General features: G+C 54.0%; 25 protein-coding genes. 14 read left to right on the top strand and 11 right to left on the bottom strand.

The annotated features are described in order from the left end of the window. Nucleotides 1-12: 12 nt before the first annotated feature. The 3 genes from NQH49_RS18370 to gorA form a co-directional block, all read right to left on the bottom strand. The gene (locus NQH49_RS18370; RefSeq protein WP_256697735.1) at nucleotides 13-792 is read right to left on the bottom strand and encodes an L-threonylcarbamoyladenylate synthase; all 780 of its coding nucleotides are present in this window, start codon (nucleotides 790-792) and stop codon (nucleotides 13-15) included. A gap of 258 nt (nucleotides 793-1050) precedes the next feature. Then, a complete protein-coding gene (locus tag NQH49_RS18365; protein WP_256697734.1) occupies nucleotides 1051-1983 on the bottom strand; it encodes a nucleoside recognition domain-containing protein in 933 nt (310 codons plus the stop codon). A 220-nt stretch (nucleotides 1984-2203) separates the two neighbouring features. Further along, nucleotides 2204-3556, bottom strand: a complete 1353-nt coding sequence (gene gorA / locus NQH49_RS18360) for a glutathione-disulfide reductase (RefSeq protein ID WP_256697733.1) — start codon at nucleotides 3554-3556, stop codon at nucleotides 2204-2206. A 126-nt stretch (nucleotides 3557-3682) separates the two neighbouring features. Between gorA and rnz the strand changes: the two genes are divergently transcribed. Continuing rightward, entirely contained in the window at nucleotides 3683-4594 is a 912-nt protein-coding gene (gene rnz / locus NQH49_RS18355; RefSeq protein WP_256697732.1) for a ribonuclease Z, read from the top strand. Here rnz and NQH49_RS18350 read toward each other — a convergent pair. Together NQH49_RS18350 and NQH49_RS18345 are read right to left on the bottom strand one after the other, a co-directional pair. After that, complete coding sequence (locus tag NQH49_RS18350; protein ID WP_256697731.1) at nucleotides 4591-5403, bottom strand: CPBP family intramembrane glutamic endopeptidase; 813 nt, start codon at nucleotides 5401-5403, stop codon at nucleotides 4591-4593. The two genes, rnz and NQH49_RS18350, sit on opposite strands and share 4 nt — an antisense overlap. A 39-nt stretch (nucleotides 5404-5442) precedes the next feature. Continuing rightward, a complete protein-coding gene (locus tag NQH49_RS18345) occupies nucleotides 5443-6285 on the bottom strand; it encodes a 23S rRNA (adenine(2030)-N(6))-methyltransferase RlmJ (protein WP_007889903.1) in 843 nt (280 codons plus the stop codon). Between the two features lie 330 nt (nucleotides 6286-6615). Here NQH49_RS18345 and NQH49_RS18340 point away from each other — a divergent pair, with 330 nt between their 5' ends. From NQH49_RS18340 to rsmJ, 4 genes are all read left to right on the top strand, one after another. Continuing rightward, nucleotides 6616-7065: a YuaE family lipoprotein gene (locus tag NQH49_RS18340; protein WP_256697730.1), complete on the top strand. Its 450-nt coding sequence runs from the start codon at nucleotides 6616-6618 to the stop codon at nucleotides 7063-7065. A 127-nt stretch (nucleotides 7066-7192) separates the two neighbouring features. Further along, nucleotides 7193-8167 (top strand): FKBP-type peptidyl-prolyl cis-trans isomerase N-terminal domain-containing protein, encoded by a 975-nt coding sequence (locus NQH49_RS18335; RefSeq protein ID WP_256697729.1) that lies wholly within the window; start codon nucleotides 7193-7195, stop codon nucleotides 8165-8167. A 140-nt stretch (nucleotides 8168-8307) separates the two neighbouring features. Then, nucleotides 8308-10350, top strand: a complete 2043-nt coding sequence (gene prlC, locus NQH49_RS18330; RefSeq protein WP_110867662.1) for an oligopeptidase A — start codon at nucleotides 8308-8310, stop codon at nucleotides 10348-10350. An 8-nt stretch (nucleotides 10351-10358) separates the two neighbouring features. Beyond that, nucleotides 10359-11108 carry a 16S rRNA (guanine(1516)-N(2))-methyltransferase RsmJ gene (rsmJ, locus tag NQH49_RS18325; protein WP_256697728.1) on the top strand — a complete coding sequence of 250 codons (750 nt, stop codon included), beginning with the start codon at nucleotides 10359-10361 and terminating at the stop codon, nucleotides 11106-11108. A 45-nt stretch (nucleotides 11109-11153) separates the two neighbouring features. Here rsmJ and uspA read toward each other — a convergent pair whose 3' ends face one another. Further along, nucleotides 11154-11591: a universal stress protein UspA gene (gene uspA / locus NQH49_RS18320; RefSeq protein WP_256697727.1), complete on the bottom strand. Its 438-nt coding sequence runs from the start codon at nucleotides 11589-11591 to the stop codon at nucleotides 11154-11156. Between the two features lie 418 nt (nucleotides 11592-12009). Here uspA and uspB point away from each other — a divergent pair, with 418 nt between their 5' ends. After that, nucleotides 12010-12345, top strand: a complete 336-nt coding sequence (gene uspB / locus NQH49_RS18315; protein WP_256697726.1) for a universal stress protein UspB — start codon at nucleotides 12010-12012, stop codon at nucleotides 12343-12345. 44 nt (nucleotides 12346-12389) lie between these two features. Here the strand turns inward: uspB and pitA are convergent, their stop codons facing one another. Next, the gene (gene pitA / locus NQH49_RS18310) at nucleotides 12390-13889 is read right to left on the bottom strand and encodes an inorganic phosphate transporter PitA (RefSeq protein ID WP_256698460.1); all 1500 of its coding nucleotides are present in this window, start codon (nucleotides 13887-13889) and stop codon (nucleotides 12390-12392) included. A 242-nt stretch (nucleotides 13890-14131) separates the two neighbouring features. Between pitA and NQH49_RS18305 the strand changes: the two genes are divergently transcribed. The 7 genes from NQH49_RS18305 to yfaU all read left to right on the top strand — a co-directional run bounded on the left by NQH49_RS18305 (nucleotide 14132) and on the right by yfaU (nucleotide 20919). After that, a complete protein-coding gene (locus NQH49_RS18305; RefSeq protein ID WP_256697725.1) occupies nucleotides 14132-15316 on the top strand; it encodes a BaiN/RdsA family NAD(P)/FAD-dependent oxidoreductase in 1185 nt (394 codons plus the stop codon). A 50-nt stretch (nucleotides 15317-15366) separates the two neighbouring features. After that, entirely contained in the window at nucleotides 15367-15714 is a 348-nt protein-coding gene (locus tag NQH49_RS18300; protein ID WP_256697724.1) for a hypothetical protein, read from the top strand. A 266-nt stretch (nucleotides 15715-15980) separates the two neighbouring features. After that, nucleotides 15981-16595 carry an apolipoprotein A1/A4/E family protein gene (locus NQH49_RS18295; RefSeq protein ID WP_256697723.1) on the top strand — a complete coding sequence of 205 codons (615 nt, stop codon included), beginning with the start codon at nucleotides 15981-15983 and terminating at the stop codon, nucleotides 16593-16595. 176 nt (nucleotides 16596-16771) lie between these two features. Continuing rightward, on the top strand, nucleotides 16772-17554 hold the full coding sequence (locus NQH49_RS18290) for an IclR family transcriptional regulator (RefSeq protein WP_256697720.1): 783 nt from the start codon (nucleotides 16772-16774) through the stop codon (nucleotides 17552-17554). A 13-nt stretch (nucleotides 17555-17567) separates the two neighbouring features. Next, the gene (rhmD, locus tag NQH49_RS18285) at nucleotides 17568-18770 is read left to right on the top strand and encodes an L-rhamnonate dehydratase (protein WP_008108157.1); all 1203 of its coding nucleotides are present in this window, start codon (nucleotides 17568-17570) and stop codon (nucleotides 18768-18770) included. Nucleotides 18771-18818: 48 nt separating this feature from the next. Continuing rightward, nucleotides 18819-20105 carry an MFS transporter gene (locus NQH49_RS18280; RefSeq protein WP_256697719.1) on the top strand — a complete coding sequence of 429 codons (1287 nt, stop codon included), beginning with the start codon at nucleotides 18819-18821 and terminating at the stop codon, nucleotides 20103-20105. Nucleotides 20106-20118: 13 nt separating this feature from the next. Continuing rightward, on the top strand, nucleotides 20119-20919 hold the full coding sequence (gene yfaU, locus NQH49_RS18275) for a 2-keto-3-deoxy-L-rhamnonate aldolase (RefSeq protein ID WP_256697718.1): 801 nt from the start codon (nucleotides 20119-20121) through the stop codon (nucleotides 20917-20919). Between the two features lie 111 nt (nucleotides 20920-21030). Here the strand turns inward: yfaU and NQH49_RS18270 are convergent, their stop codons facing one another. After that, nucleotides 21031-21522: an AraC family transcriptional regulator gene (locus NQH49_RS18270; protein WP_256698459.1), complete on the bottom strand. Its 492-nt coding sequence runs from the start codon at nucleotides 21520-21522 to the stop codon at nucleotides 21031-21033. Nucleotides 21523-21840: 318 nt separating this feature from the next. Between NQH49_RS18270 and NQH49_RS18265 the strand changes: the two genes are divergently transcribed. Continuing rightward, nucleotides 21841-22863, top strand: coding sequence for an alpha/beta fold hydrolase (locus NQH49_RS18265; protein ID WP_256697717.1), 1023 nt, complete (start codon nucleotides 21841-21843; stop codon nucleotides 22861-22863). A gap of 30 nt (nucleotides 22864-22893) precedes the next feature. Here NQH49_RS18265 and NQH49_RS18260 read toward each other — a convergent pair whose 3' ends face one another. The 3 genes from NQH49_RS18260 to proP all read right to left on the bottom strand — a co-directional run bounded on the left by NQH49_RS18260 (nucleotide 22894) and on the right by proP (nucleotide 26574). After that, nucleotides 22894-23865, bottom strand: a complete 972-nt coding sequence (locus tag NQH49_RS18260; protein ID WP_256697716.1) for a GGDEF domain-containing protein — start codon at nucleotides 23863-23865, stop codon at nucleotides 22894-22896. A 109-nt stretch (nucleotides 23866-23974) separates the two neighbouring features. Further along, a complete protein-coding gene (gene hemB / locus NQH49_RS18255) occupies nucleotides 23975-24952 on the bottom strand; it encodes a porphobilinogen synthase (protein ID WP_256697715.1) in 978 nt (325 codons plus the stop codon). A gap of 116 nt (nucleotides 24953-25068) precedes the next feature. Further along, nucleotides 25069-26574, bottom strand: a complete 1506-nt coding sequence (gene proP / locus NQH49_RS18250) for a glycine betaine/L-proline transporter ProP (RefSeq protein WP_256697714.1) — start codon at nucleotides 26572-26574, stop codon at nucleotides 25069-25071. Between the last annotated feature and the right edge of the window lie 71 nt (nucleotides 26575-26645).

Genomic DNA, 26645 nt, shown 5'->3' with positions numbered 1-26645 from the left:
CCAAGCCGCAAATCAATAATAATCGCCGTGGCGGTAATCCCATGAAGGGAAGATCTCGGACAGCAGCGCCATAATTTTATCCACATCCAACCCTTTACGAATCAGCACCGGGCACGGCGTGATTTTGCGCTCGCCATTTTGCTGTGGAATCAGACGACCTTCGCTATCGACCATCGACACCATAACGCCTTGTTCATAGCGCACTTTATTGGCATCGTTAGGCTGAATGGATTTCACATAAGCATTGGCTTCGATAATTAAATCGGCGCGGGCTTCAATGCGCTCGCCAATACCTTCAACCAAACCGCGATTTCCCTGCCCAGATGGATTGGCTGAGCTGGCAAAGGAGAATTTCCCGTGAGTATCCCATAATGCTTTTGCGATATTTTCGCCTGGCTTGCCGAATTTAATCACGAAGCAGCTGGTTTGACGGCCATCCATCATCAGCTCTTTTGAGCCATCATCGGGAATACGCGACAGCGCATCGTCGCGCCACGGAAGAATACAGCCCAGCAGAATATCTTCATCCCAGTGACGCTGATAAAGCTGGTTGATTTCTGGCGTGAGCTGCGCCAGCGAACGCAGCTGTTCCAGCGAGCCGCACAGCACCACGCCAGGCTTGTTGCGCTTGCGCTGCTTGGCTTCGAACTTACGCTCCAGTCCGGCTTTATCGGAGGTCATGATGATGTAGCCCACTTTGGTTGGGCTAACGATCATGCCGCCATCTTTCGCCAGAATATCGATGGCTTCCGGTTGTAATCCGCCATTCCAGGTTATCTTCTTAGCGCTCATGGAGTACCCTGTCTGCAAAAAAAGGATATACAGGAATATTACCTGCAATGAAGTTAAGGGCTTGGTAAATTAACCCGATATTTAATCAGGATTAATTTTATAGTTGAACTATCTGTTGCGATAATAGTACTAAAAATATCACTAATGCAATGGGTGAAAATAACGATGAAATGAATAGGGCTAATAATAAATAATGCCTGTGAATTGTAATGTTATTTACTAAATGGCGCTGAAAAGCGTATTCAGCGCCAGCAATAATCAGAACAGGATGGCGTGCACCATCGCTCGCAGCGCAATACCGAGCATGATGCCGGGCACGGCAAAGCGGAACAGGCGCGGGAATCGGCTCGACAGGCCAAGGTAGATCCCGATGCCGGGCAGATCGAAGGTTTGAATCAGCAATCCCGCCGACGCGTTGATGTTGTGCGCGCTGTATAAGCCTTTCTCCACCAATCCTGCCACCACGCCGTAATAGGCGGTGCCGCCTGCCAGACATTTAGTCAGCGCCGGAAGAATATAGACTTCGGAAATATTCAGCTTATCCAGCAGCGGCGACACCAGACGCGTCAGCATTTCAATCCCGCCTGCTTCCTTCAAAATGCCGACCACCGATAACGAGATAATCAGCATCGGCAGCGAACCCAGCGCCAGACGAATCGCATCGGATCCGGCGCTATTAATGATGCCAATCAGCCCCATTTTATTTTCGCTGCTGGTGACGGCTTCATCTTCATTTAATAGCGCTGCATCAGAGAGTTTGCGGCCAAACAGGTGATAAGTTGCCGCCGCCGCTACTACGCCGCCGCAGATCGAAATAATTAGCGCCGTGCTCCAGTGTAATCCCGCCGGAATCAGCGGATAAAAGGTGCTGGCCTGGCCCATGGCAAACAGCATCGCCAGCGTGGCCGCCATATGACGATCGGACGTACCGCGCTTTTCCATAATGGCGAGCGCCGCCAGCGGGGCCGCAAAGCTGACGAAATTAAGCTGAATCATGGCAAAAAATGCCAGCCCGGTAATACCGAAAGGTTTTAATAACGGCGTGGCATGACGCACAACAAAATCCAGTAGACCTTTGACCTCCAGATATTTCATGATGAATAACATCACCACCATAATCGGAATCAACGTGTAGAGGGCCACGTCTACCGAGGCTTTGCCTGCGGACATAATGATATCGATAATATTCATGCCCGCTTCCGACCTTTGTTCACACCGTTCTCCCCGTAAAAATATTTAAACTGGTAATGCCATTGAATTTTCAGTGCGCATTAATGGCGACCGCCAACAAAGAAATAAATCTTATCCTGTGCATGCATTATTGAGTAGTGAAGAAAACGGAATGTAAATTACAGCCATAAAAAAACCAGCCATGAATAAATGGCTGGTTTTTCATTTCCGACAGGAAATATTAACGCATCGTCACAAACTCTTCCGCCGCCGTTGGGTGAATCGCTACGGTGTTATCGAAGTCTTTCTTGGTCGCGCCCATTTTCAGCGCCACCGCGAAGCCTTGCAGCATCTCATCCATACCGTTGCCGATACCGTGAATGCCGACAATCTTCTCTTCCGGGCCAACGCACACCAGCTTCATGCGGCAAGGCTGGCGATGCTGGGTAACGGCGGTGTACATCGCGGTGAAGGAGGATTTGTACACTTTCACCTGATCGTCGCCGTACTGTTCGCGCGCCTGCGGTTCGGTCAGTCCCACGGTACCAATTGGCGGATGGCTGAACACCACAGTCGGCACGTTGCTGTAATCCAGATGCTCGTCCGGTTTGTTGTTAAACAGACGCTCGGAGAGACGACGGCCTGCGGCAACGGCCACTGGCGTCAGTTCCACCGCGCCGGTGTTATCGCCCACCGCGTAGATGCCTTTCACGTTGGTGTTCTGGAATTTATCGACGTTGATGTAGCCTTTGTCGTTCAGCGCCACGCCGGTTGCCGCCAGATTGAGGTTGTCGGTTGCTGGTTCACGGCCAATCGCCCACACCAGGCAATCGACGGTTTGCTCGTGGCCGCTTTCCAGCTGCAGCGTCAGGCTGCCGTCGGCGTTTTTGATCACGGCTTTCGGAATCGATTCGGTGTGCAGCATTGGGCCTTCGGCTTGCATCACTTCTACCAACGTATCGACGATCAGCGGATCGAAACTTCGCAGCGGCGCATGCTTACGCACGAACAGATGCGTTTCTGCACCCAGCGCATTGACCACGCCCGCCAGTTCCACCGCGATATAGCCTGCGCCCACGACCGCCACGCGTTTTGGCAGGGCATCGAGCTCAAAGAAACCGTCAGAGTCGATACCGTATTCCGCGCCCGGCACGTTGGGATGGCTTGGGCGTCCGCCGGTGGCGATCAGAATATGATCGGCAGTAATGGTTTCACCGTTCACTTCCACGGTATTAGCATCGATAAAGCGCGCGAAGCCTTTGATCACTTCAACCTTGTTTTTACCCAGCACGTTGTCGTACGAGCTGTGAATGCGGTCGATGTAGGCGCTACGGTTTTTCACCAGAATTGACCAGTCAAAACGGTTTACCGTGGTGTCGAAGCCATAATCTGGCCCATAAAGATGAATAGCTTCAGCGATTTGCGCCGCATGCCACATGACCTTTTTCGGTACGCAGCCGACGTTGACACAGGTGCCGCCCAGCTCTTTGGCTTCAATCAGCGCGCACTTCTGGCCATGCATCGCGGCACGGTTAATCGAGGCGATACCGCCGCTGCCGCCGCCGATGGCGAGGTAGTCAAAATGTCTGGTCATCCGTTGTGTCCATCTGTTGGAAGAAAATTGGCATAGAGTTTAACGCTACGATAGCGAGACGCGCAAAGATTGCGCCTATGTTTATGATAGGGTCAAATTCAGGTTCCGCTTACAGGGAAGAATATTATGCAACTGACATTCCTCGGCACCGGCGGCGGTGCGCCCAGCCTGCAACGTAACGTCACCGCGATAGCGCTGACGCTGTCGAAACGCGGCGATACCTGGCTGTTTGACTGCGGCGAGGCGACGCAGCATCAATACATGCGTTCTGCGCTAAAGCCGGGCAAGCTGGAGAAAATCTTCATCACCCATCTGCACGGCGACCACATCTTTGGGCTGCCGGGCTTGCTTACCAGCCGCTCGATGGCCGGTATACCCGAACCAATGACTATTTACGGACCAAAAGGTATTCGCCAGTTTATCGAGACGGCGCTCAGTTTGAGTGGCTCGTACACCTCTTATCCGCTGGAAATTGTCGAGATCGAAGCCGGTTTGGTGCTGGATGACGGCGAAGTGCGCGTGACGGCCTGGCCGATGAATCATGTGATTGAGTGTTATGGCTATCGCATCGAGCAGCACGATAAACCGGGCTTCCTTGATGCGCCGCGCCTGAAAGCAGAAGGTGTACCGCGCGGGCCGTGGTACCAGGATTTGAAAGCGGGTAAGCGCATCCAGCTGGAAGATGGTCGAGAGATCAACGGCGCCGATTATCTTGGCCCGGCAACCAAAGGCAAAGTGCTGGCGATATTTGGTGATACCGCGCCAACCGAGGTGGCGCTGCAGCTGGCCGCGAATGCCGATGTGATGGTGCATGAAACCACGCTGGAGGCGGCGCTGCAGGATAAAGCCAATGGACGCGGCCACTCAACCACCCTTCAGGCCGCCGAAGTGGCGAAACAGTCGGGGGCGAAGAGGATGATCGCCACCCATTTCAGCTCGCGCTATTTGTCTAAGGATCGGGAGAAACTGCTGGCGGAGTGCCAGTCGGTGTTTGCGGCGACCGAGCTGGCACATGATTTCGCGGTGTTCGAGGTTTAGTGCTGTAGCGCCGGATAGGTGAAAAACAGCAGATGCGTCATGTTGAACAGGAAATGGATGCCGGTGGCGACCCACAGGCGTCCGCTCCACTGCCATGCGAGGCCGTAAATCAGCCCGGCGAAGGTGGCAAACACCATCAGCAGCGGCCCGCCGGGAAAATGCGACACGCCAAACAGCAGCGAAGTCAGTAACAGCGCGGCAACGGGGCCGCCTTTCTGGCGCAGGCGCTGTTGCAGATAGCCGCGAAAGAACGCTTCTTCCGCCAGAGACACGAAGAACAGATTCGCCAGCATAAAACTGCCTAACCATTCCGGCCAGTGTGGTTCAACGGCCAGGCCACCTAACTCAACCGCGACATACAGCAGCAGCGGAATCGCCGCCAGCAGCGCCAGCCACAAGATTTTGCATCGCGGCGGCGCGGATTTAGTGCGGAACAGCTGCGGCAAGCAGATGAGCAACACAAACGGAATCAGCGCTTTATCGAAGTTATACGAGAAGCTAAAGGGTAGGCTGAGCGGCCCGGCTTGCACATCTTCCACCTGACGCGGATTTTTGAAACCGGGGAAAAAGTGCACAAACAGGCCGATAGCGATGGCAACCAGCGCGGCTTCACTCACCAGCTGAATCCAGCGTGCGTTATTTTCCACGCGAATCCAGGCGATGACGGCAATCGCGCCGAGCAGCACCATCGCTGGCCAATCCAGCACATCTTCGAACAGCCCCAAAATAGTGGCGAGCGTGAGCAGCAGTACCGAAAAACGTTTAGCGGGCGACAGCACAGCAAGTGCGCCAGCCAGAATGATCCACATGATAATTGTCCTGATAGGCTGGCGACGTAGTCAGCGAACTTACTCTGGCACGATCTGCGTGACGCTGAAGTGACCGGTTCCGGCGGGCACCAATTTCTGATGCAGCCAGGGCAGCAGCTCTTCCATCTGCGCTTTCAGCTTCCACGGCGGGTTAATCACGATCATGCCGGAGGCCGTCATGCCGCGCTGATCGCTGTCCGGACGGACCGCTAGCTCAATCTGCAGAATGTTGCGGATATTGGTGGCCTGCAGATCTTTAACCATATGCTTGATCTGCTGACGCATCACCACCGGATACCACAGCGCAAACACGCCGGTGGCGAAACGCTTGTGACCTTCCTGAATGCCTTTCACCACATCCTGATAATCGCTTTTCATCTCATACGGCGGATCGATCAGAATCAGGCCGCGACGGCTCAGCGGCGGCAGCTTGGCTTTCAGCTGCTGGTAGCCATCGCCACGCGCCACGCGCGCGCGGGAATCTTTGCTGAACTCGGTGCGCAGCAGCGGATAATCGCTGGAGTGCAGCTCGGTCAGCTCCATTTTGTCCTCTTCACGCAGCAGGAAGCGGGCAATCAACGGCGAACCCGGATAATACTTTAAGGTGCCGTGCGGATTGAGATTACGCACCGCCGAGAGATACGGCTTGAGCAACTCCGGCACATCCGGCTGCTGCCAGATGCGGCCAATGCCTTCCAGATATTCACCGGTACGCTCGGCGTGCTCTCCGCTCAGCAGGTAACGTCCGGCACCGGCGTGGGTATCCAGATAGAGGAAAGGTTTTTCCTTCTCCATCAGAGCGGTGAGGATCAGGCTTTCAACGGTGTGTTTCAGCACGTCGGCATGGTTGCCGGCATGAAAACTGTGGCGATAACTCAGCATAAAAAAAGGGGGTCCGCGGTTGCATCAAAGGGAGTGAAAACATCGTGTGTGGCGCAATTATAGCCGCGCTGCATAAAAATTGCTGACGTTTTGGCTGCCGCTTAAGTTTTGCGCCCATGCGCCGCTATAGCCCGGTGCGATCAGACTTCTTGTCGGTAAATTTGCTACGGAATGACGTGATACTCGAAATTTCATTACGGATTAAATAAGTTAGTTTCCGGTAGCGAAACGGTCGCGAGCGAAATGCCAGGTGTTTCTGGCAGGAAACTTTTCGGTTAAAGCCGTATAATTTTTTGCTTAAAGCATCTCAAACAACTCCTGGTGACAATAATGAAAAAAATGACTGGTGTCGCGGTGGCAACCCTGTTGGTACTGACTGGCTGCGCGAAACAACAACCCACTCATAGCTTGGTTACGCCGCCGATCGCGGAAGAGCAGCCTGCAGCGCAAAACGCGCCAGAGCAACAAGGTACGCCATTTGTGGCTTCAGCTCCGGCTCAGCCAGCGACCGCTTCATTCAGTGACGACCGTTCGAGCAATATTCAGCAGTGCCGCAAAGAGCTGGACGCGATGCGCCTTTATAGCCAGGCTTCTTATGCCAGCTATCAAGCCGAATTCCAGAAAATCGGTGCGCAGACCAATAAATATCTGCAAATTAAAGATTCAATTGGTGCGGATATTAACGATTTAGTGATGCCGCGTTATCAATTCCAGATTCGTGAATTGTGCTTCCGCATTAAGACACGTCTGTCGCAGCTGATTATTCGCCAGGCCGGTTAAACCACGCGTTTTTAACCACACTCGTTAAGTAACAGCGCGAAATTTCGCGCTGTTGATGGGCTTCATTTCTATTTAGATAATAGGGATGAGGCCTTTTGTGTTCTTAGGGCTGTTACAGGAGATTGTGATGACACAGCGTCATCTGCCGTTTGTCCTTTTCTGCACTGCATTATTATTACCTGCGTTGGCCTCTGCGGCCTCGGAAGAGGAAATGCTGCACGCCTTTGGCGATGCGGCGCGCACGCTACCTTCTGTACCAGTTCAAACGCCAAAACCGCAGCCAAAACCGGTTGCACCAAAAATAATTCAAAAACCTGCCGCTCAGCCGGAACTCCAGACGCAGCTCAACCATCTGCGCGCGCGCGTTATCGAACTGGAAAAGCAGAAAGCCGCTCTGCAATTGAAGAACGAACAGCAGGAAAAGAGGCTACAAGCGAGCAGCGATAAACTCACCGCAGAACTTGAAACAGCGAAAAAGCAGCCCGTTGTTGCGGCGGCACCGCTCACGGATCCCAAAAGTGATGCTGAGCGCGATGGTTATATGTTGGGGCAATCCATCGCCAGCAACGCGGTGGTACAACTGCAGATGGTGAAAGATACCGGCCTCACCATCAGTCTTGAACAGCTCATTGCGGGATTTAGCACACAACTGCAAACCGGCACTTCGGTTATGAACAGTGAAGAGATGTCGCGTCGATATGCGGCAATGCAGGAAGCCATCAATAAAAATATGGGCTCGCTGATCGAGAAAGGCTACGCGCGGTTGAACAAGCAGCTCGATAAGCGCAAAAGCCTGTTAACGCAGAATGGCGTGCACTGGTTTACGGTTAAATCAGTTAATGCAAAGCTGATCCCTGAACAGCAAGTGCAGGTGAGTGTGAAAGTCAGTACGTTGAGCGGCAAAGTGATTAACGATTTTGCCGACGATAAGGTGGTGTTTGATAATACGCTGCCACCTTTACTGTATGAAGGGATGTCGTTAACGGGGACCGGCGGCGCTGTGGAAGGCTGGGCGCTGGCGAAAGATATCTTCGAGCGCGAGCCGTTGCCGCCGTGGGTGGCGCCTTACGATGTGATTCACTACCAACTCGCGATTAAATAATCTTCAGCCCGCCTTCTGGCGGGCTTTTCTTCGTTGGTCCAGGCTTAGTGGCATTGATTTTCATGCCATCAAGCCGCATGTTAGTAAAATGCGTCGCGCGAAAGTTCGCGCCACTACTTCATCATGAAAGGACTGCGCTTATGACCAATCCGTTACTCACGCCTTTTTCGCTGCCTCCGTTTTCTGCCATCAAACCTGAACATGTGGTGCCTGCGGTTACCGAAGCGCTAAATGACTGCCGCGCAGCGGTGGAACGCGTTGTGGCACAAGGCGCGCCTTATACCTGGGAAAATCTGGTGCAGCCGCTGGCTGAAGTCGACGATCGCTTAGGTCGCCTGTTCTCGCCGGTCAGTCATTTGAACTCGGTGAAAAACAGCCCGGAGCTGCGTGAAGCCTACGAGCAAACGCTGCCGTTGCTGTCCGAATACAGCACCTGGGTTGGCCAGAATGAAGGTTTGTACCAGGCGTATCGCAACCTGAAAGAGGGCGATAGCTACGCGGCGCTGGATACCGCGCAGAAGAAAGCGGTGGATAACAGCCTGCGTGATTTTGAGCTGTCCGGTATCGGCCTCGATAAAGAGAAGCAGAAGCGCTACGGCGAAATCGCGGCGCGTCTTTCTGAACTGGGTTCGACATACAGCAACAACGTGCTCGACGCCACCATGGGCTGGAGCAAGCTGGTAACCGATGAAGCGGAACTGGCGGGCATGCCTGAAAGTGCGCTGGCCGCCGCCAAAGCACAGGCCGAAGCCAAAGAGCAACAAGGCTGGCTGCTGACGCTGGATATCCCAAGCTATCTGCCGGTCATGACGTATTGCGACAACGCCGCACTGCGTGAAGAGCTGTATCGCGCGTATTCAACGCGTGCTTCCGAACAGGGCCCGAATGCGGGCAAATGGGACAACGGTCCGGTGATGGCGGAAGAGCTGGCGCTGCGCCATGAACTGGCTCAGCTGCTGGGCTTCGACTCTTACGCTGACAAATCGCTGGCGACCAAAATGGCGGAAAATCCGGCGCAGGTGATCGACTTCCTGACCGATCTGGCGAAACGCGCTCGTCCACAAGGCGAAAAAGAGCTGGCTCAGCTGCGCGCCTTCGCGAAGAAAGAGTACGGCGTCGACGAGATGAATCCGTGGGATCTCACCTATTACGGCGAAAAACAGAAACAGCATCTCTACACCATCAGCGACGAGCAGCTGCGTCCGTACTTCCCGGAAGCGCGCGCGGTGAGTGGTTTGTTCGAGGTGGTTAAACGCATTTATGGCATCACCGCCAAAGAGCGCAAAGACGTCGATGTTTACCATCCAGACGTGCGCTTCTTCGACCTGTTCGACGAAAGTGGTGAACTGCGCGGCAGCTTCTATCTCGATCTCTATGCGCGCGAACACAAGCGTGGCGGCGCGTGGATGGACGATTGCGTCGGCCAGATGCGTAAAGCCGACGGCAGCCTGCAAAAGCCGGTGGCCTATCTCACCTGTAACTTTAACCGTCCGCTGCAGGGCAAACCGGCGCTGTTCACGCACGATGAAGTGATCACGCTGTTCCATGAATTCGGTCACGGTCTGCACCATATGCTGACGCGCATCGAAACGCCGGGCGTATCCGGTATCAGCGGTGTGCCGTGGGATGCCGTCGAGCTGCCAAGCCAGTTTATGGAAAACTGGTGCTGGGAGCCGGAAGCGCTGGCGTTTATCTCAGGCCACTACGAAACCGGCGAGCCGTTGCCGAAAGAACTGCTGGATAAAATGCTGGCGGCGAAAAACTATCAGGCGGCGCTGTTTATCCTGCGTCAGCTGGAGTTCGGCCTGTTCGATTTCCGTCTGCATACCGAGTTCGATCCTGCGCAAGGCGCACGCATCCTCGAAACCCTGCGTGAAGTGAAGAAGCAGGTTGCCGTGGTGCCAAGCCCGGAATGGGGCCGTTTCCCGCACGCTTTCAGCCATGTGTTTGCTGGTGGTTATGCGGCCGGTTATTACAGCTATCTGTGGGCCGACGTGCTGGCTGCCGATGCCTATTCGCGCTTCGAAGAAGAGGGCATTTTCAACCGTCAGACCGGTCAGTCGTTCCTCGATAACATCCTGACGCGTGGCGGTTCCGAAGAGCCAATGGAGCTGTTCAAACGCTTCCGTGGCCGTGAGCCGCAGCTTGATGCGATGCTGGAACACTACGGAATTCAGGGATAAGCCGGCTTGTGAAAATTGGTTTAATCGATGAAACAGGCGCCGGAGACGGCGCCTTATTACATTTAGCCGAGCGCTGGGGTTTGCAGCAGGACGATCAGGCAACGATGGCGCTGGTGTTAACCGCCGAGCACCTTGAGCTGCGTAAGCTGGATGAGCCGAAACTCGGCGGCATCTTCGTGGATTTCGTTTCGGGTGCGATGGCGCATCGGCGCAAGTTTGGCGGCGGTCGCGGCGAAGCGGTGGCGAAAGCGGTCGGCATCAAAAGCGGTTATCTGCCAGATGTGGTTGATGCGACGGCCGGTTTGGGGCGCGATGCGTTTGTGCTGGCGGCGCTGGGCTGTCGCGTGCGCATGCTGGAACGTCATCCGGTGGTCGCGGCCTTGCTGGACGATGGTTTGCGTCGCGGTTATCAGGATGCGGAGATTGGCGGCTGGCTGCGCGATCGGCTTACGTTGCTGCACGCCGTTAGCCAGCAAGCGCTGAGCGATATCACGCCAGCGCCGGATGTGGTTTATCTCGATCCGATGTATCCACATCGCCAGAAAAGCGCGATGGTGAAGAAAGAGATGCGCGTGTTTCAGTCTTTGGTCGGTGCGGATGGCGATGCGGATGCGTTGCTGGAACCGGCGCGTCGGCTGGCGAAGAAGCGCATTGTGGTGAAGCGTCCGGATTATGCGCCGCCGTTAGCGGGCGTGGTGACGCAGGATGCAGTGGTGACCAAAAGCCATCGTTTTGATATTTATCCGCCGCTGGGGTAGAGCGAGTGGTTTTGAGGAAGGTCGCCATGAATGGCGACCCTACGGTTACTCTTCGTCTTCGTCGCGCAGCGGAACAATTAACATGTCGATATGCACGGTGTTAATCAACTGGCGCGCCGATGACATCAGCTTGCTCCAGAAGTCCTGATGGTGACCACACACCACCAAATCCACATCATATTTCTTAATCGCATCCACCAGCACCTGGCCAAGATCGCCGCTGCCGCTCAGGGTTTCACTGATCGGATAACCGGCGTTAATTGACAGATCTTTCAGCGCGGTGTGCGTCTCTTCAGAAATACGCTTCTGCATGTCGCCCAGATTGACATCAATCAGCCCGGTGTAGAGGTCTGAATAGTTCACATCAACGTGGATCAGCGAGATTTTTGCATCATAAGGACGGGCCAGCGAAACGGCTTTATCAACCAGCAACTGGCTTTCCGGGGAAAGGTCTACTGCAATCAGGATGTGTTTATAAGCCATGATAAAACTCCTTTCTCAAGATTCGGGGCAATCTTCCTGCTTTCACGGTCGGCGATTCCTTTGCGCGAGACGGCGATGAAGCGCCACCAACCAACTATTTCAGCCTTGCAGGCGGTTTTTGTTATGTCCTGAGTATAGCCAGAGTTGTTAACAAATGCTGCAAGCGCAAGTTCGCTTGTGAGGGAGATCAAGCGTTATCGGCTTTTTCACTCGCCCTGAACGAAAATCATCGCTGGAAAAAAATTCAACAGATCTCCTACACTGAAAATAAGTGCCACTGCCATATGCGTTGCGCACTCAGGTTCGCATAACAACAATGCAATCGACATCATTCAATGGCTGGTTTATTTCCCGTGCGGCGTCTACAGCAATTCCCCGCTGCGTTCGACGTCGTTGCGGCTCCAGCCGGGAGGGGAACATGATCAGCACTATCGCGCTTTTTTGGGCTCTGTGTGTGGTTTGTCTGGTTAATATGGCGCGCTATTTCTCTTCTTTGCGCTCACTTTTGGCCGTTTTGCGCGGTTGCGATCCGCTGTTATATCAATACGTGGATGGTGCGGGTTTCTTCACGTCGCACGGGCAGCCAAGTAAGCAGGTGCGGCTGGTGCGCTATATCTGGGAGAGGCGCTATCACGATCATCATGACGACGAGTTCATTCGCCGCTGTGAGCGCGTGCGCGGACAGTTTGTGCTGACCAGCGGGCTCTGTTTTTTGGTGGTGGTGAGTTTGATTGCGATGGCGATCTGGCAATAAAAAAGGGCGACATCGCGTCGCCCTCGAATATTTCTGCGCTTTGCTTAGATCAGTTTCAGTGCAATCCAGTAGAGCGAACCCGACAGCAAAATACATACCGGCAAGGTGAACACCCACGCCATAGCGATATTTTTGATGGTGCGACTCTGCAATCCACCGCCATCGACCAGCATAGTACCGGCCACCGACGACGACAGAATGTGCGTGGTCGAAACCGGCATACCGGTGTAACTGGCCACGCCAATCGATACTGCGGCTGTCACCTGCGCCGACATCCCTTGCGCATACGTCATGCCTTTCTTACCGATTTTCTCACCAATGGTGGTGGCAACACGACGCCAGCCAATCATGGTACCGATGCCGAGCGCCAGCGCCACAGCCACAATAATCCAGATCGGAGCGTACTCAACGGTGCCCAGCAAATCGCTTTTCAGCTTGTTGAGGAAGCGCTTATCTTCCGCGCTGGTTTCCGGCAGCTTGGCCACTTTATCCACGGTATCGGAAACGCACAGCAGCAGACGACGCATCTGGCTGCGTTGATCAACCGTCAGCTGATCATAGCTCTGCAGGTTGTTAAGCAGCAGCTGCGCACGATCGATAGCCTGCAGCGCACGGCTGCTGTCGCAATGAAACTCCTGCGGACCGCCAAGCGATTCATCCGGAGTAGGCACCACAGGCGGCGCCAGCTGCATCATGTGCGTCAGCGACTCGTTGTGCTGCTGATAATACTGCTCCAGATGATTGACGGCATCGCGGGTGCGGGTGATGTCATAACCGGATGCATTCAGGTTCACCACAAATCCCGCCGGCGCGACGCCGATCAGCACCAGCATAATCAGGCCGATGCCTTTCTGACCATCGTTAGCGCCGTGAGAGTAGCTCACGCCAATCGCGGAAACGATCAGGGCAATGCGCGTCCAGAACGGAGGCTTTTTCTTGCCATCAATCTTTTCACGGTCAGCAGGCGTCATATGGATGCGGGAACGTTTGGTGGTTCCGCTCCAGTAGCGACGCAGGACAAAGATCAGACCGCCTGCAATCACCAGACCTACAATCGGTGAAAGAATCAGGGACATGAAGATATTGATGACTTTCGGCAGGTTGAGCGCATCAACCACCGAGGTGCCGGTCATCAGGGCGTTGGTGAGACCAATACCGATGATAGCGCCAATCAATGTGTGAGAACTGGAGGCGGGCAAACCCAAATACCAGGTGCCGAGGTTCCAGATAATCGCGGCCAGCAGCATGGAGAAGACCATAGCCAGGCCGTGGGCCGAACCGACATTCAACAGTAAATCGGTCGGAAGCATGTGAACGATGGCGTACGCCACGCTCAATCCACCAAGCAAAACACCTAAGAAGTTGAAAACACCCGCCATGACAACCGCCAGTTGCGCCCGCATCGCACGGGTATAAATGACAGTCGCGACCGCGTTAGCAGTGTCGTGAAAACCGTTGATTGCTTCGTAAAACAATACAAACAGCAGAGCAAGAATCAGTAACAGGCTGGTACTGAGGTCGAGACCAGCAAACAGATGTAGCATAAACGTTACGCCATTTTGGGAGGACATGAACGCGGCGCATTATCTGCGACAACGTGCGCGATATGAAAGAAAAATATAGCTCTTTATTGTCTTAAAATTGTAATGCAGCGTATAGATTTAGCTGAAAACGGCTAAAAATTAGTGAGTTACATTATGACACATTTACGGCATTTTTTTGAAGCTGGCGCTAAAAGCCGCAAATCCCTACAATCAGCGCCTTTCAGGCAAGGCGGATAAAAGCAGTGGAAAAGTTTGACGTTATCATTATTGGTGCAGGCGCAGCCGGCATGTTCTGCGCGGCGCAGGCGGGACAATTGGGTCGTCGCGTATTGCTGCTGGATAACGGCAAAAAAGCCGGTCGCAAGATATTGATGTCGGGTGGCGGTCGCTGCAACTTCACCAACATGCATACCGAGCCCGCTGCGTACCTGTCGCACAACCCGCATTTCTGTAAATCGGCGCTGGCGCGTTACAACCAGTGGGATTTCATCGATCTGGTCAATCGTCACGGCATTGCGTATCACGAGAAAACGCTGGGACAATTATTCTGCGATGACTCCGCGCAGCAGATTGTCGATTTGCTACTGAAAGAGTGTGATGCCGGGCAAGTGACGCTGCGACTGCGCAGTGAAGTGCTGAGCGTCGAGCGCGACGACCGCGGCTATACCTTACAGCTGAACGGTACTTTGGTGCAGGCCGAAAAACTGGTGATCGCCAGCGGCGGGCTCTCGATGCCGGGCCTCGGCGCCACGCCGTTTGGCTACAAAGTGGCGGATCAGTTCGGCCTGAAAGTGTTCCCGACGCGCGCGGCATTGGTGCCGTTCACGCTGCATAAACCGCTGCTGGAACAGCTCAACACGCTGTCGGGCGTCGCGCTGCCCACCACCATCACCGCGCAGGATGGCACCTTATTTAAAGAGGCGATGCTGTTTACCCATCGCGGCTTATCGGGCCCTGCGGTGCTGCAAATCTCCAGCTACTGGCAGCCGGGCGAATTCGTCACCATTGATTTATCACCCGCCACCTCGCTGGATGATTTCATTCATGTGCAGCGCGAAGCGCATCCCAACCTTAGCCTGAAAAACAGCCTGGCGAAAATTCTGCCAAAACGTTTGGTTGAGGTGCTGCAGGAGCTGAAGCAGATTCCTGACGTCACGCTGAAGCAGCTGAACAGCAAGCAGCAGGGCGAGCTGGTTAATATGCTGCATCAGTGGCGCGTACAGCCGAACGGCACTGAAGGTTATCGCACTGCCGAAGTGACGTTGGGCGGCGTTGACACCACCCAGCTGTCATCAAAAACCATGGAAGCGCGCGATGTGCCTGGCTTATTCTTTATCGGCGAAGTGGTGGACGTTACCGGCTGGCTGGGCGGTTACAACTTCCAGTGGGCATGGAGCTCTGCCTGGGCGTGCGCGCAAGCACTTTAATTCACGTCGCTATCATGGCGCGCTTCACTCTTCAGCGGATAAACCTATTCATGTTAAAACTCAAATACATTGTGCCTTTGCTGATCGTCATCAGTGCTGTGGTTTGGTGGCTGATGCCGCACTACAGCGATGAGGATAAAGGTTATTACATCGCCATGTTCTGTACGCTGACTCACGATGGGCGCGGCAATGCTCCGCAAGATATGCAGCAGATTATTGAAGGCAGTAATTCCGATTACGCATTGCAGAAGGTGCATTTCCAGCAAGGCCTGGCAGAGCATCTGCAAACGGTTTGGCAGGATTTGTCGCCGCAACAGCAGCAGCAAGCGCGGCAGGAAAGTTTATCCTGCCGCCGGTTGATGTCTGAGAAATTGCTACCGGGCCAGCCGGTTCAGTGATCATTGCACTGGCAGCGTAAGCCTCTACAGCTTTGCTGCCATTTCAAGAAGCAACTCAACACCTCCCCGCTGCAATATCGCAAAACTTTTCGCGGCAGATCCTGACGTCAATTTTGCGAGATGCCCGCATCCGTCTGAACGTTACTTGTTGTACTAATTGATATTTTTCGCAATGCCGCGCAAAATATCAACACTTACATGGCGCAACAATCGCTCGCTGAGCAAGATGTCGGCTTATGCCTCACCTCAAATCAAGAGCTTCACGGATGACACTCGCGATGATGAATACACACAAAGCTTTTAAAGCACTGCAGCTGGCCGGCGTCAGCGATCAGCAAGCCGAAGCCATGGTCGAGATCTTTACCGAAATGCAGCAGGACAATGCGTTATCTCGTGCCGATTTGATTAAGGCCGGAGAAGGCATTACAGGGAGTATTAAAGAACTGGATGTTCGACTTACTGGTGCGATTAAAGAGCTAGATGACCGGCTAAGTAGCGATATTAAAGAACTGGATGTTCGACTTACTGGTGCGATTAAAGAGCTAGATGACCGGCTAAGTAGCGATATTAGGGAACTGGATGTTCGACTTACTGGTGCGATTAAAGAGCTAGATGACCGGCTAGGTGGCGCTATTAGGGAGCTGGATAATCGGCTTAGTGGTGCTATCAGGGAGCTTGATGTTCGGCTTACTGGTGCTATTAAAGATCTCGATTTTCGCTTAAGTGGCGCGATTAAGGACATTGACGAACTAAAAGCTGACGTCAAACAACTCAAAGCGGATGTTGCCGCGCTGAAAATCGATATGCGCTGGATAAAGCGTTTGTTAATGGTGATGACCACTACGATGGTGATTGCAGCGATCAAATACATTTTCTCTTAAATTCTTGATTCTGCGCTGCGAGTACAGTCGGCTGTACTTGCAGCGCGGCGCGATTCACATTCCCGCACACGCGTAGCCGCCAGACGCACTGTGCGCCACGTAATTTGAAGCGGCGCACACTTCTCAAGGGTTAAAACCACAACACTGCGCTCCAGATCATCAGACTGGAGTCCAGCATGTTGGAAATTACGCCTGTCCCTGCGCTGACGCGCGCCATTGCGATTCTCGACTTTATTGCCCAGCACGGACCGTGCAGTGCCGCCGAGATAATTGAAACGCTGGCGCTTCCCAAAAGCAGCGCCTATCTGCTGTTCGCTGAACTGAAAAAACAGCGTCTGATCACCATTGATCGCAACAACAACTACTGCTTGTGGACGCGGCTGGTGGAATTTGCCGGTCACGCGTTGCAGCACATGGATATCCGCGATATCGCGCGTCCACGTCTGACGCGCTTAATGCAGCACACCAATCTGTTGTGCCACCTCGGCATCCTCGATGGTGGTCATGCCTGCTACATCCTCAAGCTCGAATCTGCCGCCACCATCAGCGTGCGATCGCACGAAGGGAAAAGCCTGTCGCTCTATCGCTCGGGCATTGGCAAGTGTCTGCTGGCCTGGCAGCAACCTGAAGAACAGGAACGCATCATCAGCGGCCTGCGCTTTGTGGCGGTGACGCCAACCTCGCTGCGCAACGCCGACGCGCTGCGCACTGAGCTGGCACGCATTCGCCGTCAGGGCTGGAGCTTTGATAACGGCGAAGATTATCCCGATGTGCGCTGCGTTGCCGCGCCGATTTTCAATGCCCGCCAGCAGTTAGTCGCTGCCATTTCTCTGGTGGGTACCCGACTCGAGATTGACGACGACAAACGCGATTACCTTGCTGGTCAGGTGATTGCCTGCGCCCGCGATATTTCCCGTCTGCTGGGCTGGCGTAGCCCGGCGGAAAAGCACGCCTCATAACCAGGAGAAGAGCATGTCCCTACCTAAAATTAAAACTGTCCGCGCCTACTTTGCCGGTGGCGCTACCGCTGATAAAGCGGCGGCTGGCGGCGATTATCACGATCAAGGTGCCAATCACTGGATTGACGACCACGTCGCCACGCCAATGAGCAAATACAAACAGTATGAGCAGTCGCGTCAATCCTTTGGCATCAACGTGTTAGGCACGCTGATCGTGGAAGTTGAAGCCGATAACGGTCAAACCGGTTTCGCCATTACCACCGGTGGCGAAATGGGCTGTTTCATCGTGGAAAAGCATCTCAATCGTTTCCTCGAAGGGCGCTGCGTCAGCGACATCAAGCTGATTCACGACCAGATGATGAACGCCACCATGTACTACGCCGGATCGGGTGGGTTGGTGATGAACACCATTTCATGTGTCGATTTGGCGCTGTGGGATCTGTTTGGCAAAGTCACCGATCTGCCGGTCTACAAACTGCTGGGCGGCGCGGTGCGCGATGAACTGCAGTTCTATGCCACCGGCGCGCGTCCGGATCTGGCGCAGAAGATGGGCTTTATCGGCGGCAAAATGGCGGTGCAGTGGGGACCGCATGATGGCGATGAAGGCATCCGTAAAGAGGTGGCACGCATCGCTCACTATCGCGAAACCTGCGGCCCGGATTTCTGGCTGATGCTCGATTGCTGGATGAGTCAGGACGTCAATTTCGCCACCAAACTGGCGCACGCCTGCGCACCTTATAACGTCAAGTGGCTGGAAGAGTGTTTGCCGCCGCAACAGTTCGAAGGTTACGCACAGCTGAAACAGCAAGCGCCGCAGGGCATGTTAATCACCAGCGGCGAACATCACGGCACGCTGCAATCGTTCCGCACGCTGGCAGAAACCGGCATCGATATTCTGCAGCCGGATGTGGGTTGGTGCGGCGGCCTGACAACGCTGGTTGAGGTAGCGGCGCTGGCGAAATCACGCGGCCAGCTGGTGGTGCCGCATGGCTCTTCGGTTTACTCGCATCATGCGGTGATCACCTTCACCAACAGCCCTTTCAGTGAATTCCTGATGACCAGCCCGGATTGCAGCACGCTGCGTCCACAGTTTGATCCGCTACTGATCAACGAACCGGTGCCGGTTAACGGTCGTATGCACAAATCGGTACTGGATAAACCGGGCTTCGGCGTGGAACTGAATCGCGATGGACTGAAGCGTCCTTATCAACACTAATCGCAGCGGCTGCGGCGACGCGTCGCAGCCGTGCGTGAGGGTTTTACCATGGATAATCTGGTGTTAAGCGCGGTTAAAAAGAACCGCGCACGTCTTATTCCTTTCATGTTGATGCTCTACGTGCTGGCGTTTCTGGATCGCGCCAACATCGGTTTTGCCAAAGAGGCGTATCAACTGGATACCGGCCTGAGTAATGAAGCTTACGCGTTAGGTGCCGGAATCTTCTTTGTGGTGTACGCGCTACTTGGCGTACCGGCTAATTTGTTAATGAAGCGATTCGGTGCACGCAGCTGGATTGGCGGCACCACGCTGCTGTGGGGATTTCTTTCTGCGGCGATGGCATTTGCAGATACCGAAGCCAAATTCCTGCTGGTGCGCACCTTGCTCGGCGCTGCTGAGGCGGGTTTCTTTCCCGGCATGATTTATCTCACCTCGCTGTGGTTCCCGCAGCAGCAGCGCGCCAGCGTTATGGGGCTGTTTTATATGGGTGCGCCGCTGGCGTTGACGCTGGGTTCACCGCTTTCTGGCGCACTGCTGGAAATGCACGGCGTGCTGGGCCATCCCGGCTGGTTCTGGATGTTTATCATTGAAGGATTGCTGGCGGTAGCGGCCGGTGTTTTCACCTTCAGCTATATCGACGATACGCCGGCAACAGCGCGTTTTCTCAGCGCCGAGGAGAAACAGGCGCTGCAACGTCAGCTGGAGAGCGAAGAGCAGCAAAAGCCGACGTCACATCTGCGTGATGCGCTGCGCAATGGTCGCGTCTGGCAACTCGCCATCATCTACATGACCATCCAGATTGCGGTATATGGACTGATCTTCTTCCTGCCATCGCAAGTGGCGGCGCTGTTGGGCACCAAAGTCGGTTTCCTCGCCTCGCTAGTGGCGGCGATTCCGTGGGTTGCCGCGCTGTTTGGCACCTGGCTGATTCCACGCTACTCCGACCGCAGCGGCGAGCGTCGCCGGGTGGCGGCGTTCACCTTGCTGGCGGCGGCGGCTGGGATTGGTTTGTCCGGATTGGTTTCACCGCTGTTGGCCATCATTGCGCTTAGCGTCGCGGCGGTGGGGTTTATTGCCGTGCAGCCGGTGTTCTGGACCATGCCGACGCAGCTGCTTTCTGGTACCGCGCTGGCGGCTGGCATCGGCTTCGTCAACTTGTTTGGCGCCGTGGGTGGCTTCCTCGCGCCGCTGATTCGCGTAAATGCCGAGATGCAATTTAACAGCAGCGCCGCCGGATTGCTGGCGCTGGCGCTGATTGCCGCCATCGGTTCACTCATTATCCTCAGCCTGAAAGTGGAGCGTCAGTTGCCGCACTCTCAGCAGGCAAGTCATTGAGTTAGGAGAAGCTATGCAGGACCCATTAAAAAATCCTTTCAAAGCCGGATTGGCCCAAGGTGAAACGCAGATAGGCTTGTGGCTGAGCAGCACCTCGTCGTATCTGGCCGAAATTGCTGCCACCAGCGGCTACGACTGGCTACTGATTGATGGCGAACACGCCCCGAATACCGTGCAGGATCTCTATCATCAATTGCAGGCGGTCGCGCCTTATCGCAGCCAGCCGGTGATTCGTCCGATTGAATTCCAGACCGCATTGATTAAGCAGGTGCTGGATATCGGTGCGCGCACCTTGTTGGTACCGATGATCGATAGCGCCGAGCAGGCAAAAGCGCTGGTGCAGGCGACGCGTTATCCGCCTTACGGTACGCGCGGCGTCGGCGCTGGCGTGGCGCGGGCGGCACGCTGGGGGCGCGTGGAAAATTATATGGCACGCGCCAATGAAGAGTTGTGCCTGTTGATTCAGGCCGAAAGCAAAACGGCGATTGATAATCTGGATGCGTTACTGGAAGTCGAAGGCGTTGACGGGATATTTATTGGCCCGGCAGATTTATCCGCCTCATTAGGTTATCCCGATAATGCAGCGCATCCTGAAGTGCAGAAGGTGATTGAGCACAGTATTAAACGCATCCGCAGCGCGGGAAAAGCGGCCGGTTTTCTGGCGGTGAATCTTGAAATGGCAGAACGCGCCATCAGTTGGGGAGCAAACTTTGTTGCCGTTGGTGTGGATACCATGCTGTATACCGATGCGCTGGATAATCGGCTCGCGCATTTTAAAAAGCGTGTAATCGCGCCAAATAAATCGAATTACTAAATGAATAAACGGATGGTGCGCCATCCGTTTTTCATTGGTGAAATAGAGCATTTAATTGAAATGAATAAGTCTGTTGATGTCAAAAGGCGTTAATAAAAGATCGGTTATTTATCAACGCATCACACAACCGATTCGGGGTGGAAATCTATCGTTGCGCGCTAGCGGCGTAACAATATCTTTAGCACGTTCTGTGGCATCAAAACCCGCTTGACGACACAGCATGCAGGGATCGTTGCTTTCACGCATTGCTTGTTTGGTTTCATCATCGAGCTGGCGCTTGCGGCAATACAGCGGTGTGCAGCCTAATACATGCTTAAACGACCGGGTAAAGGATTGCTGACTTTCGAAATGGTATTTAACCGCCAGACTGATAATTGGCACGTTGCTGGCTTTTAAGTCATTGATACATTGAACCAGTTTCTTTTTGCGGATGTAGCGTGCCAGCGTTTCATTGTGATAGCGGGCGAAGAGTTTCTGCAAATACCATTTAGAATAGCCGGACTTTAGTGCGATATCATCGATGCTTAAACGTTGATCCAGATTAGCCACAATCCATTCGGTTACCGAATCAATTACCCCTTCATTGTATTTTTGCTGTGTCATCATAGTCCTCCATTAACACGCACAGAGTGTAATTTAATTAATCTTTCCAATCTGCAATTAATGTAAAGTTTTCTGATTATTGAGCTATTTTGTTATTTGTCATCAAGACCGGTCTTGGTTTTAGTGAATTTACAGGTTTTCTTGTTGTGATGGTGTTGAATATTTACCGTAATAACGGGCGTTATTATTAACTCAAATTTTTCATGGCGTTGTGATGCTTAATAGTAAAAGGCGTGTTTTTTTGGCGGCACACTTCATCAATACTTAACGCGAATTAACGTGCCAGACTGAAGGTTTTCACTCTTGAGGAATGGCGCTATGGATTTTCGTTTCAAGCCAAAACAGTCACTTGCCGTTATTCTGGCATCAATCGCGCTCTGCGTTACCGCCCCGGCGCTCGCTGCCAATGTGTATGGCGAGCAGTTGGAGGGCTTCAACTATCCCTATCCTCTGCAGCACTTTAATTTCACCTCGCAGCAGCAAGCGCTGAGTATGGGCTATATGGATGTCAAACCTACGCAGCAGGCCAACGGCAAAACCGTGGTGCTGATGCACGGCAAGAACTTCTGTGGCGCAACCTGGGACGACACCATCAAAGCGCTGAGCCAGAAAGGTTATCGGGTGATTGCGCCGGATCAGATTGGCTTCTGCAGCTCAACCAAACCCGCTAACTATCAATACACTTTCCAGCAGCTGGCGCAGAACACCCATCAGCTGTTGCAGCAGCTGGGTATCGACAACGCCATTATTGTTGGGCATTCCACCGGCGGCATGCTGGCGACGCGCTATGCGCTGATGTACCCACAGCAAACGCAGAAGCTGGTGCTGGTCAATCCCATCGGTTTAGAAGACTGGAAAGCCAAAGGCGCGCCGTGGCGCTCGGTGGATCAGTGGTATCAACGTGAACTCAAGCTGGATGCGGCGGGTATCAAGAAGTATGAACAGCAGACTTATTACAGCGGCCAGTGGAAGCCGGAGTATGACAAATGGGTCGATATGCTGGCCGGATTGAACAGCGGACCGGGCCACAAAAAAGTGGCGTGGAACTCGGCGTTAATCTACGACATGATTTTCACACAGCCGGTTTATTACGAATTTAAAGATCTGCGCGTGCCAACCACCTTAATGATCGGGACCGCTGATACTACGGCGATTGGCAGCGATATCGCGCCGCCGGACGTGAAAGCAAAACTCGGTCATTACAACGTGCTGGGCAAGCAGGTGGCGCAGCTGATTCCCGGCGCACGGTTAATCGAATTCCCCGGCATGGGCCACGCGCCGCAAATGGAAGAGCCGCAGAAGTTTAATCAGACATTAATCGCCGATTTAGCTGGCAATTAACCGCAGGGTCGCCATTCATGGCGGCCAACATCAACTTAGCTTCTTTTTCCCATTTTTAGCGGCGTACATCCGTTCGTCGCTACCTTCCAGCAATTGTTCCAGCGATTGCGGATGGTCAGGATCGAACTCAACAATGCCCGATGAGAAGTGCAGGGCGTAACGCCGCTCCAGATTCTGGGTTTGCTGTTGCAGGAAACCATCAAAGCGCGCCAACACGCCTTCGGCATCGGCGAGCTGTAAGCCGTTAAACAGCACCACAAACTCATCGCCGCCCAAACGGGCAAAGATATCCGCGTGGCGGAAACTCACTTTCATGGCATCGGCAAAATCCATCAGCGCGCGGTCGCCTTCGCGATGGCCGAGCGTATCGTTAATGGCTTTAAAGCGATCGAGATCGAGGAATGTCAGGCTGGCGGGTAACTGCTTCACCTGGCACTCATTCAGCGCCAGCTGGCCGAGCGTCATAAAGCCACGGCGATTGGTGATTTGCGTCAATTCATCGGAGGTCGCGGTCTGGAAAGCCACCAGCTCCGCTTCCGCCATCGCAGCCAAATCGCGCAGGGTGTGGATATCGTCTGCATCGAACTGGCGCGCATGGTGATCGATAATGCACAGCGTGCCGACTTTAGCACCGGCAGGCGTACGCAACGGGCAACCGGCGTAGAAACGCACCGGATTATCGCTGTTATTTACCAGGGGATTATCGTGGAAGCGTTCATCTTCGAGGGCATTCTCCACCACCATCACATCATCCTGCAGCACGGCGTGGCCGCAGAAAGAGGTATTGCGCGGTGCGGTGGTAGCAGCGTAACCGGCCGCCGATTTGAACCACTGATGGTCCTCTTCCAGCAGGCTGACTAGCGCGACGGGCACGCCAAACAAACGACGGGCAAGGCGGGTTAATCGGTCGAAACGCTCTTCTGCCGGCGTGTGCAGAATGTTGAGCGCACGTAACTGGGCCAGACGATGTGACTCGTCCGCAGGCAGTGCAGGTGCTTTCATCGCGTGACTCTTATTAATTATGGAATGACTGAAACACTGGTGTTGGTGCCATAAAGGCTGAAAGCGCCTGGCAGCGGGATGCGATGTCCGATGCCAGGCGTAATGATAATCAGAGCACTTTTTGCTCGGCGAGATCAAGGGCAAAATAGCTGAAAATGAGATCGGCGCCGGCACGTTTAATCGCGCCCAGGCTTTCCAGAACCACATTACGTTCGTCGATGGCACCCGCCTGTGCGGCGAATTTGATCATCGCGTACTCGCCGCTCACCTGGTACGCCGCCAGCGGCAACGTGGTGCGTTCGCGAATATCGCGCAGGATATCGAGGTAGGCACCCGCCGGTTTCACCATCAGTGAATCTGCGCCTTCCGCTTCATCAAGCAGCGACTCGCGCAGCGCTTCACGGCGGTTCATTGGATTCATCTGATAAGTCTTACGATCGCCTTTCAGCGCGGTACCTGCGGCTTCACGGAACGGGCCGTAGAAGGAGGAGGCGAACTTCGTCGAATACGACATGATGGCGGTATCGGTGAAGCCGGCGGCGTCGAGCGCCTGGCGGATGGCTTTCACCTGGCCATCCATCGCGGCAGAAGGGGCGATAAAGTCGGCACCGGCTTGTGCAGCCACCACGGCTTGCTTACCGAGGTTAATCAGCGTTTGGTCGTTATCAACGCCGTGATCGCACAGTACGCCACAATGGCCGTGGCTGGTGTATTCGCAGAAACAGGTATCAGACATCACGATCATTTCTGGCACGGTGTCTTTGCAGATACGCGACATACGGGCCACCAAACCGTTTTCGTTCCAGGCATCGCTGCCGGTGGCATCGGTGTGATGGGAAATGCCGAAGGTCATCACTGAACGGATACCCGCTTTGGCGATACGTTCGATCTCATACGCCAAACGTTTCTCGGGAATACGCATCACGCCCGGCATGGCATTTATCGGCACGTAATCGTCCACGCCTTCTTCAACGAAGATAGGCAGCGCCAGATCGTTGATGCTGAGGTTAGATTCCTGGAACATTTCGCGCATTGACGCGCTTTTGCGCAGCCTTCTTGGGCGCTGGATCAGATTAAATTCAGACATACTCTACAACTTATGCAGGTTAAAAAAGTGGCAATAGTTTACCCCTTTTCGGCACTGAGCATGAAGGATTGTGTGCGGAAACGAAAACTCCCGCCGGGCGGCGGGAGTGGGGAAGATTACTCGTTGATGTCCGGATGCTGCTGCACCAGGTTTTTGCGTTTCGCCTCAAGCTTGGCGATCTCGTCATCAATATCTTCGATTTTCTGCTCGATGTTGTCGTGATGCTCCTGCAGGATTTCACGTGCTTCATCCATGTCCGACGCGGCTGGCGTGGCACCGCGCAGCGGCTTGTTGGCGGTCTCTTTCATGTAGATACCGGTAATCAAACCAATCACCGCGACAACCATCAGGTAGTAAGCCGGCATGTACAGATTGTTGGTGGCTTCTACTAAATAAGCGGCGAATGTCGGTGTTAAACCGGCAATCAGCACCGAAATATTGAAGGCACTTGCCAATGCGCTGTAGCGAATGTGGGTTGGGAACATCGCAGGTAGCGATGATGCCATTACACCGGTAAAGGCGTTTAAGATCACGGCCATTAGCAACAGACCGGCAAAAATCAGACCCAGCACGCCGCTGTTAATCAACATGAAGGCCGGAATCGCGAAGGCAAACAGTGCGATACTGCCGATGATGACAAACGGACGACGGCCAAAGCGGTCACTAAGCATGCCCATTACTGGCTGCACAAACAGCATACCCATCATGATGGCGATAATAATCAACACGCCGTGATCTTCCGAGTAGTGCAGATTATGCGACAGATAACTCGGCATGTAGGTCAGTAGCATGTAGTAGGTCACGTTGGTGGCAATCACCAGACCAATACAGGCCAACAGGCTTTTCCAGTGTTTGGTCGCGATCTCTTTAAACGACACTTTCGGGCCATCGCGCAGACCTTCACGGTCGCCCTGTTCCAGTTTATCAACGTGCTGCTGGAACGCCGGCGTTTCTTCCAGCGCATGACGCAGATACAAGCCAATGATGCCCAGCGGCAGCGCGATAAAGAACGGAATGCGCCAGCCCCACTCGAGGAACTTCTCTTCACCAATGATGGTGGAGATCAGGACTACAACCCCCGCACCCAGCACGAAGCCGGCAATTGAACCGAAGTCGAGCCAGCTGCCCATAAAGCCGCGCTTACGGTCAGGCGAATACTCGGCGACGAAGATCGATGCGCCAGTATATTCACCGCCGACCGAGAAGCCCTGCGCCATTTTTGCCAGCAGCAGCAGGATCGGTGCCCAGATGCCAATGGAGGCATATGAGGGTATCAAGCCAATACAGAAGGTACTGATCGACATGATGACAATGGTGATAGAGAGAATTTTCTGGCGACCATATTTGTCGCCCAACATGCCGAAGAACAAACCACCGAGTGGACGAATCAGGAACGGAACTGAGAACGTACCCAGTGCAGCAATCATCTGTACACTTGGTGAAGCATCCGGGAAGAACACCTTACCCAGCGCATAAGCCACAAAGCCATAAACACCAAAATCAAACCATTCCATCGCGTTGCCCAGCGAGGCTGCGGTAATGGCTTTACGTAAACGGGAGTCATCGATAATCGTGACATCATCAATCCCGATAGGTTTTACACGCTTCCTACGTAGTTTCATGCAGATACCCTGTATTGGAATTCGAAAAATCCTCAACGCTGCGGACTCAATAAATGCCAACAGTCCGCGGC

Origin of the sequence: Pantoea trifolii (assembly GCF_024506435.1) — a bacterium.
GTDB lineage: Bacteria > Pseudomonadota > Gammaproteobacteria > Enterobacterales > Enterobacteriaceae > Pantoea > Pantoea trifolii.
This window is presented reverse-complemented; position numbering and strand designations above follow the sequence as displayed.